Origin of the sequence: Streptomyces boncukensis, from assembly GCF_011045075.1 — a bacterium.
Taxonomy (GTDB): Bacteria; Actinomycetota; Actinomycetes; order Streptomycetales; family Streptomycetaceae; genus Streptomyces; species Streptomyces boncukensis.
The window spans coordinates 1-13,152 of sequence record NZ_JAAKZZ010000040.1 but is presented as its reverse complement, the minus strand read 5'-3'; the positions used below and the strand labels follow the sequence as shown (position 1 = coordinate 13,152).

General features: G+C 71.1%; 16 protein-coding genes and 2 tRNA genes. 6 read left to right on the top strand and 12 right to left on the bottom strand.

All coding sequences use genetic code 11. From position 1 onward, the window contains the following. Window positions 1-18 precede the first annotated feature (18 nt). From G5C65_RS06520 to G5C65_RS06475, 10 genes are all read right to left on the bottom strand, one after another. Window positions 19-636 carry a crossover junction endodeoxyribonuclease RuvC gene (locus G5C65_RS06520; RefSeq protein ID WP_165297669.1) on the bottom strand — a complete coding sequence of 206 codons (618 nt, stop codon included), beginning with the start codon at window positions 634-636 and terminating at the stop codon, window positions 19-21. Then, complete coding sequence (locus G5C65_RS06515) at window positions 633-1,448, bottom strand: adenine nucleotide alpha hydrolase family protein (protein ID WP_206441299.1); 816 nt, start codon at window positions 1,446-1,448, stop codon at window positions 633-635. Before G5C65_RS06515 ends, G5C65_RS06520 begins: the two co-directional genes overlap by 4 nt. Further along, window positions 1,445-1,900, bottom strand: a complete 456-nt coding sequence (locus G5C65_RS06510; protein WP_165297657.1) for a phiSA1p31-related protein — start codon at window positions 1,898-1,900, stop codon at window positions 1,445-1,447. Before G5C65_RS06510 ends, G5C65_RS06515 begins: the two co-directional genes overlap by 4 nt. Then, entirely contained in the window at window positions 1,897-2,712 is an 816-nt protein-coding gene (locus G5C65_RS06505; RefSeq protein ID WP_165297668.1) for an exonuclease domain-containing protein, read from the bottom strand. The genes G5C65_RS06510 and G5C65_RS06505 overlap by 4 nt, the downstream gene beginning before the upstream one ends. Beyond that, entirely contained in the window at window positions 2,709-3,770 is a 1,062-nt protein-coding gene (locus G5C65_RS06500; RefSeq protein ID WP_241265587.1) for a recombination directionality factor, read from the bottom strand. The genes G5C65_RS06505 and G5C65_RS06500 overlap by 4 nt, the downstream gene beginning before the upstream one ends. Before the next feature lie 3 nt (window positions 3,771-3,773). Continuing rightward, the gene (locus G5C65_RS06495; protein WP_165297667.1) at window positions 3,774-4,604 is read right to left on the bottom strand and encodes a hypothetical protein; all 831 of its coding nucleotides are present in this window, start codon (window positions 4,602-4,604) and stop codon (window positions 3,774-3,776) included. After that, window positions 4,601-4,825, bottom strand: coding sequence for a hypothetical protein (locus G5C65_RS06490; RefSeq protein WP_165297666.1), 225 nt, complete (start codon window positions 4,823-4,825; stop codon window positions 4,601-4,603). The genes G5C65_RS06495 and G5C65_RS06490 overlap by 4 nt, the downstream gene beginning before the upstream one ends. Continuing rightward, complete coding sequence (locus G5C65_RS06485) at window positions 4,822-5,103, bottom strand: hypothetical protein (RefSeq protein ID WP_165297665.1); 282 nt, start codon at window positions 5,101-5,103, stop codon at window positions 4,822-4,824. The genes G5C65_RS06490 and G5C65_RS06485 overlap by 4 nt, the downstream gene beginning before the upstream one ends. Continuing rightward, window positions 5,100-5,549: a hypothetical protein gene (locus G5C65_RS06480; protein ID WP_165297664.1), complete on the bottom strand. Its 450-nt coding sequence runs from the start codon at window positions 5,547-5,549 to the stop codon at window positions 5,100-5,102. The genes G5C65_RS06485 and G5C65_RS06480 overlap by 4 nt, the downstream gene beginning before the upstream one ends. A gap of 158 nt (window positions 5,550-5,707) precedes the next feature. Beyond that, the gene (locus G5C65_RS06475; RefSeq protein ID WP_206441298.1) at window positions 5,708-5,965 is read right to left on the bottom strand and encodes an excisionase family DNA-binding protein; all 258 of its coding nucleotides are present in this window, start codon (window positions 5,963-5,965) and stop codon (window positions 5,708-5,710) included. A 271-nt stretch (window positions 5,966-6,236) separates the two neighbouring features. Here G5C65_RS06475 and G5C65_RS06470 point away from each other — a divergent pair, with 271 nt between their 5' ends. From G5C65_RS06470 to G5C65_RS40355, 3 genes are all read left to right on the top strand, one after another. Beyond that, window positions 6,237-6,617: a helix-turn-helix domain-containing protein gene (locus G5C65_RS06470; protein WP_241265590.1), complete on the top strand. Its 381-nt coding sequence runs from the start codon at window positions 6,237-6,239 to the stop codon at window positions 6,615-6,617. Between the two features lie 100 nt (window positions 6,618-6,717). Then, a complete protein-coding gene (locus G5C65_RS06465; protein ID WP_165297662.1) occupies window positions 6,718-7,194 on the top strand; it encodes an ImmA/IrrE family metallo-endopeptidase in 477 nt (158 codons plus the stop codon). A 15-nt stretch (window positions 7,195-7,209) separates the two neighbouring features. Continuing rightward, window positions 7,210-8,331, top strand: a complete 1,122-nt coding sequence (locus G5C65_RS40355) for a tyrosine-type recombinase/integrase (RefSeq protein WP_165297661.1) — start codon at window positions 7,210-7,212, stop codon at window positions 8,329-8,331. Between the two features lie 116 nt (window positions 8,332-8,447). Here G5C65_RS40355 and G5C65_RS06455 read toward each other — a convergent pair. Continuing rightward, window positions 8,448-8,520: transfer RNA gene (locus G5C65_RS06455), tRNA-Arg, on the bottom strand. A 252-nt stretch (window positions 8,521-8,772) separates the two neighbouring features. Here G5C65_RS06455 and G5C65_RS06450 point away from each other — a divergent pair. Further along, a complete protein-coding gene (locus G5C65_RS06450; protein WP_165297660.1) occupies window positions 8,773-9,471 on the top strand; it encodes a D-Ala-D-Ala carboxypeptidase family metallohydrolase in 699 nt (232 codons plus the stop codon). Between the two features lie 139 nt (window positions 9,472-9,610). On the opposite strand, the gene G5C65_RS06445 is transcribed toward G5C65_RS06450, so the two are convergent. Next, window positions 9,611-9,702: transfer RNA gene (locus G5C65_RS06445), tRNA-Ser, on the bottom strand. A gap of 309 nt (window positions 9,703-10,011) precedes the next feature. Here G5C65_RS06445 and G5C65_RS06440 point away from each other — a divergent pair. Further along, window positions 10,012-10,473 carry an SSI family serine proteinase inhibitor gene (locus G5C65_RS06440; RefSeq protein WP_165297659.1) on the top strand — a complete coding sequence of 154 codons (462 nt, stop codon included), beginning with the start codon at window positions 10,012-10,014 and terminating at the stop codon, window positions 10,471-10,473. A gap of 325 nt (window positions 10,474-10,798) precedes the next feature. After that, the coding region (locus G5C65_RS06435; RefSeq protein ID WP_165297658.1) for a PAS domain-containing protein at window positions 10,799-13,152 on the top strand (2,354 nt) is incomplete at its 3' end.

The following is a 13,152-nucleotide window of genomic DNA, read 5'->3' as shown; positions in this document are numbered from 1 at the left end:
GAGAACCGATGCGCAGCGTCATGCGACGGCCCCCGAGCTGCGCCGCTGCCGCAGCTCGACCGGCCACTCGACCACCGACAGCCGGTCGCGCTGCGCCGTCGGCATGTCGAACAGCGGCGCCCCGCAGGCGTCATGACCGGCAGCGCGCAGCCACCAGGCGTCGCACTGGTCGCCGCCCTTGTCGTCGGCGAACTCAGCGCCGACTGCGAGGTATGCGGCCGCAGCCATGCGGGCTTTGTCGGCGCTACCGTGATCGGCCGCGAACTGCTTGAGCGTCGCCGGGGAGATGTACGCGTACGGCACGTCGGCGTCGAGCAGCGCGCCGACGACGACGCCGTGCAACTTCCCGATGATCTTGAGGGCGGTCGCGTGCATCTTGGTCGGCAAGTCCTCGACGACGACGAGGTGCGGGCGGTGCTCGGCGAGATCGTCAGCGACCGGGTCGCGGATGTGCAGTAGTCGGCGGTCGGCGTCGGCCGCTCGGGTCTTGATCCGGTACGTCGTGCCATCGGGCAGGCACACGCCCGTCGAGGTGATCGACAGATCGAGGCCGATCACCCGCAGCCCGGCCGGGGCCGCGATCGGGTCGGCGAGCGGATAGGCAGCACCGGGGGAAATGAGTCCGGGGGCGGTCATGTCATGCACCACCCGGAGTCGCACAGCCCGTCGGCCTCGTCGAACATGGGCAGCAGGTCGACGCCCTCGGATATCGCCTCACGCAGGGGGCGGCCGAACCGGGTGAGGTAGACGTGATCCTTGCCGAGCTCGTCGCGGCGCTCGTTCAACAGGTCTTCGAGCTGGCACGACCTCTCAAAGAGCTCGGGCTCGTCGCGGCGCTGGTCGTGCCAGGTTTCCGGCCGGTGGAACGGGCAGAACCAACAAGAGGACTTCGGTGGCACAGGCAGACCCGCCTCACGGATGACCCGCGCGCAGTCGATGCGCCGCAGTCCGAGGTCGAGCAGCGGGTACACGATCCGCTCGTGCGGCTCCGTGCGCCGGTTGTTCGCGCGCTGAATCTCGTCGACGCTTATGCCGATCCCGATCGTTGCCGGGGCCTCGGCTGTGGCGCCGCGCCGCTTCAATTCCTTCGCAATCACCTTGATCTTGAAATCAGCGGTACAACTACGGGTGCCGGGCGCCCCGTTGGACATACGCACCGGGATCGGGAGCGAGCGCGACCCCTTGCGCGTGAGCCGCTTCCACAACGTCTCGACCGTCCCGTCGTGCTTGATGCGGTCGAGGGTGACCAGCTCGATTCCGTGCTCGGCGGCGAACGGTCGGGCGTACTCCTCGACGTACCGCAGCGTCGCCGGGTTCTCGGAGTCGTCCCCGACGTTGGCGAACAGGAACAGCGGGAAGTCGATACGCCCATGCGCAGCGAGCACGAGCAGCGCCGTCGACTGCACGCCGCCGCCGAACGAGACAGACCGCAGTGTCGTGTCGGTCATTCCGCACCACCGACGACCGGGGCGAGCGGCCCGTACACCGCGCGCACGACGTCGAGCGGCTCGGATACCGACCCGTCGCTGCTGCGCATGATCGGCGTTCCCTGCCGGTCGAGGCTGCCGTGCCACCGCCACGCCTGGTCGGTGACGTCGCGCCACGCGAGCGAGAGATCCCACGCGTGCCCGGTGCCGTCCGTCCACAGCCGACGGGCGCGGTCGAGGCTGCCCGCATGCGCGATCAGCGGTTCGCCGGGCCGGTCGTGCTGCGGCTCAGGCTGCGGCAGGCACGGGCCGACCGGGTGCTCGGCGGCGAGCTGCGCCGCGACGTACCGCAGGATCGCGGCCGCCCGCATCTTGCACATTCCGGCGCCGTGCACCTCGGCGACGCCGTCGGCGTCGATCGTGACGACGAGCGAGTGCTCGTCGAGGTCGACCAGCTTGATTCGCGGCGTCATGCGGGTGCCCCCTCGGTGCTCTCGGCCCACGGGCGCAACGGCCACGCGCGGTCGACGACGGCGGTCGGATCGGTCTTGCGGAAGTGCTGTTCGAGCCCCTCGGCTTGCTCGGCGGCGAGCCGGATTTGCAGGTGGTGCAGCGCCTCGACGTCGAGCCCGGCGAGTTCGCCGAACCGCGGACGCCGGGCCGTGCGAATGTGCTCGGGCCACTGCTCGCGGTCGGTGTGGGCGAGCCACCCGATCCGGTATGCGATCCGGGCCGCCTGCATCGCGTCGTACTCGCAGCCGTGCGCGTCGTCTTCGACCCACGGCAGCCCGTAGACCTGCGCGAGCGTGACGAGCTGCCGCGCGCCCTGCGTCTCCGACGGCCGCTTGCGGTACGGCAGCGCGTGCGTGTCCAGCACCCGCGTGTCGATCACCGGCCACAGCACGTCGTCGACGAACCGGTCGAGCAGCGTCGGCAACCCGTACCGGCGGCACTCGCGGTCGAGCAACGTGAAGTCGTACGGCACGTTGTGCCCGACGATCGGCACCCCTGCGGCGAGGTAGCCCGCGAGCGCGGCCGCGACCTCGTCAACGACCTCGACGGCCGGGCGACCCTTCGCGCGAGCGTGCTCGGTCGTGATGCCGTGCACGGCCGCGGCGCCCTCGGGGATCTCGACCCCGGGGTCGGCGAGCCACGACGATGACACCGCCTCGGCGCCGCCGCCGAGCCCGATCACAGCGGCGGTCACGACGCGGTCGGCCTCGACGTCCGTGCCCGTCGTCTCAAGGTCGAACGCGCACAGGCGCCCGAGGTGCCACGGCGTCACGAGGCACCCCCGCCGGGCTGCGCGACGGCCGGCCACGCGGTAGGCGGCTCGGTGTCCTCGACGATCTCGGCCTCGACCGCGCCGTCGGCGTCGAGCTCGTCGCCATCCTGGCCGTCGTCCTCGACGACGCCGGTCCGCGGGTCGACCCCAGCCTCGACGTCGCGGGCGATCTGCATGAGCTGCTGCGACAGCTCGTCGCCGCCCTTCGGGTCGACCGCGCCCGCCTCGTTCGCCCGGCGCCACACCTGCCGCACCTCGTCGGCCGTACGGCACGCACGGGCCTCGGCGAGGTAGTCGGGCCGCTCGGCCGGGGCTGCCGCGATCGCCGGGCGGTCGAGGCTGCTCGGGTCGAGCGCGGCCGCCGTCGAGATCGGCCCGTTGAGCGCGTGCCGCAGCTTGGGCAGCGACGGCACCACCATCACGACCGGGAAGTTCTTCGTCTGCCCGCCCGCGACCCGCGTGCGCTGCTCGATCCACATGCGGACCGGCATCATCGACCGGCCCTCGGTCGCGGCGAGCACAGTGTCGATCCCGCCCGCCATGGCGTCGGCCGCGTAGTAGCTCTTCGATTCGAGCCGCCACACGCCGAGGTCAGGCAGGTCGGGCAACATCACGTTGATACGGCTCGTCGGCTTGCAGACCTCGCGGGCCGACCGCAGGTGCCAGTCGTCGCCGTACTGCGCGAGGCAGAGGCACGGGCGCCGGGCGAGCTGCTCGGTCTCGCCGTCGCAGCGCCGGGCGCAGCCGCCCCCGCTCCACATCTCGTACGACTGCGACAGCGGGTCGCCCTGCGGCAGGATCGCCCGCAGCTCGCTCGCTTCGGTGATCACGCGGAACTGCGTGACGCTTTGGTTCTGCGGCGTCCACTGCTCGACGGTGCCGCCGTACAGCTCGGCCGCCGCGGCGACGTAGTCGCGCGAGTGGCTGCTGAGTACGAACGTCATGCTCTTGACCGGCACCGGCCGCTTGTTGGGATCCGAGTGCGGTCGGCTGTAGCCGGTGCGGATACGGCCGAGCTCGGCCGCCTGCCGCTTCATGGTCATGATGCGGGAACCCATGGGTCACGCCTCCTTTCGTTCAGCAGACCCCGGCGCCCACGGCGGCAGGATCGAGGGAAAGTCGGCGGGAGAGGCGTGCAGGTGCCGGGCACTGCGCAGCGCGCCGAGGAACGCCCGGAACACCGCGCGGTCGCTCGGTAGCTCGATCAGCCTGAACCCGCGCGGCCGCAGGTTGAGCACGGCCGTACGGCGCGGCCGCGGCGCGGGTACCTCGGCGTCGTCCGGCAGCAGCGCGACCTCGGCCCACCGGTACGCGGCGAGCTGGTACGGCTGCTCGGCGTAGACGGTCGTCGCCGGCTTCTTCGTGCTCGTCTTGTAGTCGATCAGCCACAGCTCGCGCCGCCGCCCCGGTCCGGTCGGCAGCCACAGCCACAGATCACCAGTGCCGGCGTAGCCGTGCCGCCGGTTGAGCACGGTCGTCTCGACCGCCTCGACGTCGCGGTCGAAGTCGACTCGCCATAGCCGGAAGAACCGGGCGAGCTGCCGCGCGTACGGCTCGACCTCCGGGTCGGCCGGGCTCGGGGAACCGATGACGAGCGCGTGCGCGCGATGGTGCACGCGGGTGCCAAGGTCCGAGGCGCGCTCACGGTGCGTGTTGGGCAACGCGATCAGCTCGCGGCGCAGCGCGGCCGGTTCGGTCCGGGCCCGGTGGGCGACGGCAATTGGGTCGGCGAGCACTGCGTCGGCGACGAGCCCGGCACCCCACGGCACAAGCGCGGGCTTGTGCACGGCGCTGCCGAGCACGTTCGTCACACTCACCAGGTCCGGGCCGCCTACCGGGTCGCGGTAGTAGCGACCCCGGTCGGTCGCAACGGCGTGCTTCGGGTCGGTCACACCGCACCCCCGGGCAGGGTGAAGAACCGGCGGGCTCCGGCGTCGTGCCGGTCCAGTAGTCCGCGGTGGGCGAGGGCCTTGAAGTCGTCCCGCGCGATCGCCCAGTTCGGTCCGTCCCCGGTGCTCCGGTAGAACAGGTGCGTGCGGCCGGCCATCCACTCGCCGCCCTGGGCGCGGATCGCCTCGATCAGCACAGCACGGCGGGCGTTGGGCCCCATCACGGCCGCTCACCACCCGCGGCGCGGCGGTCGGCGTTGAGCAGCTCGACGAGGTAGTCGACGAGCGACGGGTCGACCTCGACAATCGGATCGGGGCAGCAGTCGAACGCGGTCGGGTCCTCCGACGCGATGTGGTCCTCGTCGATGCACACGGGCCCGATCGCATTCGGCCCGTCCGAGCTGATACCGAGGAACGTCGGCCGCCACTCCGGCAGCTCACTGCCGGACGTCGTGGCAAGGAACGCGGCAGCCGCGTGCCGGGCATCATCGAGCGCACTCATGCGATCGCACCTCCCGCTCGACGCTGCCTCGGGATCTCGACGACCGTGCTCGGCTCGGTGCAGTACGCGGCGATCAGCACACCGAGCCGCACAGCGGTCGGGCCGACGAGCCGTATGCGGGCGCTGCCCATGTCTTCGACGAGCTGTTCGACGAGCCTGTCGCGCTCGTGCTCGGCGTGCCCGGCGCCGTCGAGGTGCCGCTCGCTCGCCGCGGCGGAACCGAGCTCGGCGATACGGGTGAGCTCGTCGCCAACTGCGGCGGGGTCGTCGGCGTAGTTCTCGGCGAGTTGTCGTACGAGCATTTCGACGAGATCGGACACGTCGAGCTCGGCGCCGACCGGGGTCCGGCGCACGTAGACACGAAAGGCGTCGGGCACCATCGCGCGCCACCGATACCGGAGCTTCGCGGCGAGGTAGCGCACCCAGGTGTGGGGAGTCAGGGACACGGCGAGTCTTCCTCTCGTGTCGAGGTCGTGCGGGCGCGAAGGGAGTGGAGGATGCGGCGCAGGTGGCCGTCCTCGACGGCCCGGCCGATCAGGGCGAACAGTCCGTACGTGCTGGCCGACAGCAAGAGGGCGGCGAGGACGCTCACGGCGAAGGGAAGTCAGGCAGACCGCGCGATGCTGGTCTGCGGTTCGATCACGCCGTCGCGAATGATCGCGTCGAGGTCCTCGGCCGAGAACCGGACGTGCCGGCCGATGCGCGTGTGCCGGATGCTGCGGGCCTGCACCCAGTAGCGCAGAGTCGACTCCGGAACGCTGAAACGCTCTGCGACCTGCTCAAAAGTGAACAAAGCAGTCAGTAGTCGCGCATCCTGCGCGACGCCTGACGCCATCGAGGTAGCGGACTCACGGTCAGTCACGGGCGTCCCCTCAGCACTGTTCGACGTTCGTCGGGCCCACCCCGACGCAGACCCAGAGATTACGCCTAACTTACGTGTTCTGACTAGCCACTTCTCATAATTTCCGCCTCAGAGGTGACACGATCCGCCGCACTTCTGCTAACGTCTCCCCCGCCAGAGCAGACGAAGTACGGCAGAGGGAGGTGCAAAAAGAGCGCATGAAAGGCATAGTTAGGCGTAGAAACGCGCCCGCCCGCGCGGGGCCCCGCCCCTGGAGGTAGACGTGTCCGAGATGCCGCGATCCGTGCTTGCCCGATGCGTCAGTGAGCGACGCGTCGAGCTCGGCCTCACGCAAGCCGAGCTGGCACGGGAGGCTGAGATCTCGGTCAGCGCGGTACAGAAGCTCGAAGACCCCAAGTCGACCATTGCCCGACCGCGGAGCCTGCCCAAGGTAGAGAAGGCGCTGAGCTGGCCGAGAGGGACCGGTGACGCGATCCTTCGAGGGGAAGAGCCGCCACCCGCAAGTCAGCCCACCGAGGCGAGCGAGGAGTCGGTACCGCTGCCCGTAGGACAGGGGATCGATCCCGAGTTCCTCGTCGAACTGGCGACCGCGAGCCCCGAGCAACTACAGCGTGTACGCGACTTCTTGAAGGGCATAAAAGAGGGGCGATAACCCACAGCCGCTCAGCAACGTTACATTCCTCTTGCATCCTGTGTGCATAGTGTGATCAATTGGTGACGGTTGTCTTCCGATCGGCACCCCACTGCTGGTCATGCAGGCTGTTCATGGGGAGGCTGCGCAGTTGTCCGCGCTCACTCTTTACGATCCCTGGCACGACCTCGCGTCACGTCCGGAGCTCACTTATGGGCGGACGTCGCTGCCTGGCGGGGCCGGCGGTCTCTGGTTTCCCGACATGCGGGCCATAGCCATCGACTCAGGTCTCGGCTGGATCGGTGCCCGCTGCGCTCTCGCTCACGAGCTGGCACACGTCGACCTCCAGCACAGCCAGTGTGCCGGGCACAGCCCCGGAGCACTGCGCTTCGCCCAGCGCCAGGAACGGCAGGCAACCCTGCTCGCCGCTAAGCGGCTGCTGCCGGTCACGTTCATCGCTGCGCACTTCGCTGAAGACGTATACCTCGCGGACATGGCAGCCGATTTGAACGTCACGGAGTACCTGCTGCGCCTGCGCCTCCAGACGCTCAACGACGAAGAGCGCACCGTCCTGCCCGTAAGGGGGTGCGCCGCCTAGACGATAGGAACGTACGTGGCATACATAGAACGACGCGGCAATAACTGGCGTGTCCGGTACAAGCTCCCCAACGGGAAGTACGCCACTGATCCGGACAAGTTCAGCACCAAGACGGCCGCGAAGGCACGTGCCGAGAAAATCGAGAGCGACCAGCGCGAGGGCACGTTCACGGATCCCCAGCGCCACACGACGAAGGTCGGCGCCTACGTGCCCGGGTGGTTCGACCGCATGCGGTTCGAGACCCCCAACGAGCGCACCAAGCGCAGCCAATGGCGCGTACACATCGAGCCCCAGTGGGGGCACCGCGAGTTCCGCAGCATCACCCGCGCCCAGGTGCAGGAGTGGGTCAACGGGATGCGTGACCAGCACGGGAGCCGCACGGTCAACGCGGTGTACGGCACCTTCCGGCAGATCATGCGGCATGCCGAGGTCGACGACTATGTCGTCAGGAACCCGTGCAGGATGATCGAGCTGCCTGACGCCACGGCCGAGGAACGCAAAGCGGCAACCCCTCTCGAAGTGATCCGCCTCGCTTCTGCGGTGGGCCCCTTCTTCCCTCTGGTCGTGGCAACGGCCTACACCGGCTGCCGCTGGGGGGAAGTCACCGGCGCCAGGCGGGCGAGCGTCCGGCACTTCCGCGGCGACAACGAGAGACGCAAGGGGCGCCGTCTCTACATCCACACTCGCGCCGAGGCGGGCACACTCAAGGACGGGAAGCCGCGCAAGGGCAAGTCATACCGTGACCTCGCGCTGCCCGAGTGGCTCGCCGAGATCTTCGATGAGCAGCTCGCCGGCCACGACAGCGAGTACGTGTTCCCGTCCATGCGCGGGAAGGCGCTTCGCCCCAAGGCGTTCGGGGAGGTTTGGCAGCCGGCCCGCGACCGCATCAAGCCAGGTTTCAGGTTCCATGACCTTCGCCACTCACACGAGACGTGGATGGAGGCGGACCGTACGCCCGAGGTACTGCGGAACAAGCGGATGGGGCACAAGAGCGGGAAGATGAGCCAGCACTACAGCCACACGACAGGGGACATGGAGGAGGACCTGATGACGGACCTCACCAAGCGGTGGCAGGCGTCCCTCAGCGCGGCAGGAGTTGACGACTGGCGTCGCCTGTGGGTCCCCGGGGGCCCGTAGTTGGCTCGCGCATCGCGTGGGAGACAGCGCGAGAATAGTTGAAACTCGAATCTCCCGTTTGTCTCCCACAACCCCAGCGGGCCCCTCGACGATCAAGGGGCCCGCTGGTCAGACTGCGCGCTCGGCAGGATTCGAACCTGCAACCTTCTGATCCGTAGTCAGATGCTCTATCCGTTAAGCTACGAGCGCTTGGCTTCCCGGCGGCTCTCCCTGCCGGTCGGCGCGTTGCGGGAACAACATTACATGACCCGCGACGAGAGGCGAAATCGATTCCGAAAACACGGGCTGACCTGCGGAAACCCCGTTCGGGGCGAGGTGTGCGGGGCACCGGCGCGCGGGCCGGGCGCACCCGGGGCGTGCGGGACCGTTGACGCGGGTAGACAACTGCCGGACCCTCAAGGCATGTGGAGACGAGCCCTCAGACTCACCCTCTCAGTTGTCATGCTCGCGGCAGCAGTCCTGGTCGGCACCGTGGCCACCGCCGGAACCGCCCAGGCCGACTCCTGCTACACCTGGAACCGCACCCTCTCCCAAGGCGCGTCCGGCGCCGACGTCACCCAGCTCCAGATCCGCGTCGCCGGCTATCCCGGATACGGCGCCGTGCTGGCCATCGACGGTCAGTACGGGCCGGCCACCGAGGCCGCGGTCAAGCGCTTCCAGTCCGCCTACGGGCTCAGCGCCGACGGCGTCGCGGGGCCGGACACCTTCAGCAAGATCTACCAGCTCCAGGACGCCGACTGCTCCCCCGCGCACTTCTCCTTCGGCGAGCTCAACCGCTGCAACTCCACCTGGGGCGGCGGCAATGTGAGCGCCGCCACCGCCAAGGAGAACGCCAAGCGCGCGATGTGGCGGCTGGAGGCCCTCCGCCACGCGCTCGGCGACAAGCCCATCACCGTCACCAGCGGATTCCGCTCCAAGGCGTGCAACGACGCGGTCGGCGGCGCCAGCGGGAGCCGCCATCTGTACGGGGACGCCGCCGACCTGGGCTCCGGACCGCACTCCCTGTGCACCCTGGCGAAACGGGCCCGCTACCACGGCTTCAACGGCATCCTCGGCCCCGGCTACCCGGGCCACAACGACCACACCCACCTCGACCACCGGTCCAGCCGCTACTGGTCGGCCTCACGCTGCGGGATCTGACATCCGAGCCCGCGTGCGCGGCTGACCGGAGCACCGCCGGCAGCGGAACGACGACGAGACGACAACGAGAGGAGCCGCGCCCCCGGCGAGGGGGCGCGGCTCCTTCTTCCCGTTCTTCCAGCCGGAAGTCCGCTGGACGCGGAGGCTGAGGGATTTGAACCCTCGATCAGGGGGTTACCCCGAAACCGCATTAGCAGTGCGGCGCCATAGACCAGACTAGGCGAAGCCTCCAAAGCACTCCCCGGCCCGCACAGCGGGGCCGCGAGGTGTGTGCCGATGATGGCACAGCCCCATGGGCTGTCTCCAATCGGGCCCTACCGTACTCGGTCCGGGGACCGCCGGGCAAAGCCTTAACGGGCGCTTAGCCGGCGCCTTGACGGGCGGGGCCTCAACGGACGGAGCAGGGAGAGCGGGAGCGGCGACAGGGCGCAACGTACCGGGCTTATGGACGTTAGTCGGAAGAGAGGGACGGTTCGCCGCTCTCCGTACAAGACTGCTCATCACTCCGTCACGTTTTCTCCCGTCACCAGGAGCGCCCCCATGTCACGCCGCCTCATCGCGCGCACCAGCGGTCTCACCGGTATCACCGCCGCCACCGCACTCGCCGCGTTCGGCATGCTCGCCGAGGCGCTGTCCGCGCCCTCGGCGCTGGCGCGCGGCGGGCCGGACCAGCTGGTCGTCAGCATCACGGACAGCGGGCGCCCGGCCACGAACGGCACGTACACCCTGCGCTGCCACCCGACGGGCGGCGACCACCCCGCACCGGAGGAGGCATGCGGCGCACTGATGCGCGCACGCGCGGACCGCGGCGCCCGCGACCCGTTCGCGGCCGCCACCGCGCCGGAGCGCGCCTCGTGTACGCGGGTGTACGGCGACGCCGCGAAGGCCCGGATCACCGGGACGTGGCGCGGCGGGGCAGTGGACGCCCGGCTCTCGCGGAGCAGCGGGTGCCAGGCCGAGCGCTGGGACCGGCTCGTCCCCGCCCTGCCGAGCGTCCCGTAGCGGGGATCGGGCCGGAACGGACCGGTCCGGGACACGCCCAGGGCACGTCCGGGGCACGTCCGGGGCGTGCCGGGGGCACATCGGGGGTGCCGCCGGGGCACGCCCGGGGAGCGTGCGTGCAGCGGCTGCTCCTCCACCCTCCTCCCGCACATCCGTCGCCGCGCCCACAATCGCTGCCCGTAGACTCCCTCTAGTGACACGCCCGGGATCACCGGCAGACTGACAGCCGTGCGCGGCCGACGGTCGGCGGCGACTGACGGCGTCCGACGAGGGACCGGGCGAACAGTCACGCGCACCGTGGGGCCAGCAGGGAGGAATCGTCGCCGTGAGCAGCAGGCCATCCCGAGGCGCTGCTCGCCTCGCCGCCATACTCGACGCGTTGCCCGATGCGCTGCTCCTGGTCAACTGCAACGGCACGGTTGTGAACGCGAACGCCATCGCGCTGGAGGTCTTCGAGGCGCCGGGCACCGCGCTCGTCGGGCGCGGGCTGCTCGATCTGCTGCCGGAGTTCGACTCCAAGCGGATCCCCGGGTCGATGCGGCGCCCGGACGACGTCGCCGAGGAGACGCAGCAGCGGACCAAGCCGACCCGCATGGTCGCGCGGCGCACCGACGGCGGCACCTTCCCCGCCGAGGTGACCAGCGCCAACCTGGAGGACGGGCGGACCCCGTACGCCTCCGCCTTCGAGGCCGCCTTCGCCGACCACGGGACCACCGCCGGAAACGCCTACACGGGCGACGAGCTGCTGATGCTCGTCGTACGCGACCTCACCGGCACCCTCGACACCGAGGCCGAGCTCGCCCGCCAGCAGCGGCAGACCGAGATGATCCTGCGGGCCGCCTCGGAGGGCGTCGTGGGCGTCGACGCCGAGGGCCGCGTCGTGCTCGTCAACCCGGCCGCGGCCCAGGTCCTGGGCTACCGCGCCAGCGACCTCGGCGGCCAGCAGCTGCACCCCCTGGTGCACCACTCGCGTCCGGACGGCACGCCGCTCGCGTACGAGGAGACGCCGCTCGCCGACACCCTGCGGTCCGGCCGCAAGCACCGGGTGCGGGTCGGACAGGTGCTGTGGGCCAAGAACGGGCACGCCGTCCCCGTCGACATGACGACGGCTCCCGTACGGGACGGCGACCAGCTGGTCGGCGCGGTGCTGGCCTTCACCGACCGCCGCCCGTACGACACGCTCGCGGCGCGGTACGAGCAGCTCCAGGCGGTGCTGGGCGAGGCCCTGCGCGGCCCGCTGGAGCAGTTGCGCGGCGAGCTCGCCGGGCTGGCCGCCGACCCGGCCGGCCAGCTGTGGCCCGAGGCGAACCAGGTACTCCACCATCTCGCCACCGGCTACGCCCGGATGACGACCCTGGTCGACAACGTCCTGAACTTCCAGCAGCTGGACGCCGGGCGGGAGAAGCTGCAGCCCGAGGCCGTCTCGCTGGAGAGCCTGGTGTCGGCGGGCGTCGAGGGCGCGGTCGAGCTGATCGGGCCCGGCCGGGCGCAGTTCGTCGTACACGCGCCCCCCCTTGAGGCGGAGGTCGACCCGCAGCGGATGGCCACCGCGCTGGCGCATCTCATCGCCGACGTGGCGGGCGTGGACGCGACCGGCCACGCACCGGTCGCACCACCGCCCGGCGTGGACCCCACGATCGTGGTGGCGGCGGCCCAGCGCGGCAGCGTCGTACGGATCGAGGTGCGCGGCCCGCACAGCGGCGGCAGCCCCGTGCACGGGCCGCTCGTCCAGGGCATCGTGCGGCGGCACGGCGGCGTCCTCCAGACCCACGAGGTGCCGGGCGCGGCGGGCAGCAGCGCGTACGTCCTGGAGGTTCCGGTCGCCGCCACGGGCGGTACGGGCGGTACGGGCGGTACGGGTACGGGCGGGCAGGGCGCTCCGGGGACGGACGGCCGGGGGACGCCCGCGGACGGCGTCGACGGCACGGCCGGGGGCCACCAGGCACCCGCGTCCAACGGGTCCAACGGGCTCGCCGCCGCGACGGGCGAGACGACGGTGATGCCCGTGCCGACCCAGCCGGCCCGCGGCACGGAACCCCAGTCACAGCCCCAGCCCCAGCCGCAGTCACAGGGCGGACCGGGGCAGTCGCTGGAGCAGGTGACGCCCCGCATCCCGGAGCAGCCCCAGCCCCAGCACAGCCAGGGCGGACCGGGTATGGCGGGGACGCCGGCTGAGGTGGGCGTTCCCGCCGGACAGGCCGCCGCCGGAGAATCCCCGGGGGAGTTCGCGCAGGGCGCCGCCGTCCCGCAGCCGACCGGGCGCCGTCGCGGGCGCCCGAGCCCCGCCGAGGAGCAGCACGAGCAGGCCGGAGCGCCGGAGGCATCCGGTGCGCGCGGCGGGCCCGTCGCGCTGCCGCCCGCCGCCGGGGACAGCGCGAACGCCACCGGATCCGTCAATGCGCCGCTGCCCGCGCAGGGTGCCGGACGGCGGGTACGGCGCGCGCTCGCCGACCCGAGCGCCGGTGAGACACCGGCCCAGGGAACGCAGGCAGCGCCGCAGGGGGCCGCGTCGGCGGAGGGCGCCGAGGGAACCGCGGGCGGCGGCCATGGCGCACACGGCAGGCGGCGCTCGCACGCGGCCCCCGCCGCCGACCCGGGCGTACCGGCCCTCCCCGAACAGGTGCAGCCGGGAACGGGCCGCCGCGCGCGGAGCCGCGCCCTCGAACCCACCGAGCCCAC

What these genes read in the sequence shown, in the direction of transcription:
- G5C65_RS06520 (WP_165297669.1), bottom strand. Translation starts at nt 636, where the DNA reads ATGACCGCCCCCGGACTCATTTCCCCCGGTGCTGCCTATCCGCTCGCC.
- G5C65_RS06515 (WP_206441299.1), bottom strand. Translation starts at nt 1,448, where the DNA reads ATGACCGACACGACACTGCGGTCTGTCTCGTTCGGCGGCGGCGTGCAG.
- G5C65_RS06510 (WP_165297657.1), bottom strand. Translation starts at nt 1,900, where the DNA reads ATGACGCCGCGAATCAAGCTGGTCGACCTCGACGAGCACTCGCTCGTC.
- G5C65_RS06500 (WP_241265587.1), bottom strand. Translation starts at nt 3,770, where the DNA reads ATGGGTTCCCGCATCATGACCATGAAGCGGCAGGCGGCCGAGCTCGGC.
- G5C65_RS06485 (WP_165297665.1), bottom strand. Translation starts at nt 5,103, where the DNA reads ATGAGTGCGCTCGATGATGCCCGGCACGCGGCTGCCGCGTTCCTTGCC.
- G5C65_RS06470 (WP_241265590.1), top strand. Translation starts at nt 6,237, where the DNA reads ATGCCGCGATCCGTGCTTGCCCGATGCGTCAGTGAGCGACGCGTCGAG.
- G5C65_RS06465 (WP_165297662.1), top strand. Translation starts at nt 6,718, where the DNA reads ATGCAGGCTGTTCATGGGGAGGCTGCGCAGTTGTCCGCGCTCACTCTT.
- G5C65_RS06450 (WP_165297660.1), top strand. Translation starts at nt 8,773, where the DNA reads ATGCTCGCGGCAGCAGTCCTGGTCGGCACCGTGGCCACCGCCGGAACC.
- G5C65_RS06440 (WP_165297659.1), top strand. Translation starts at nt 10,012, where the DNA reads ATGTCACGCCGCCTCATCGCGCGCACCAGCGGTCTCACCGGTATCACC.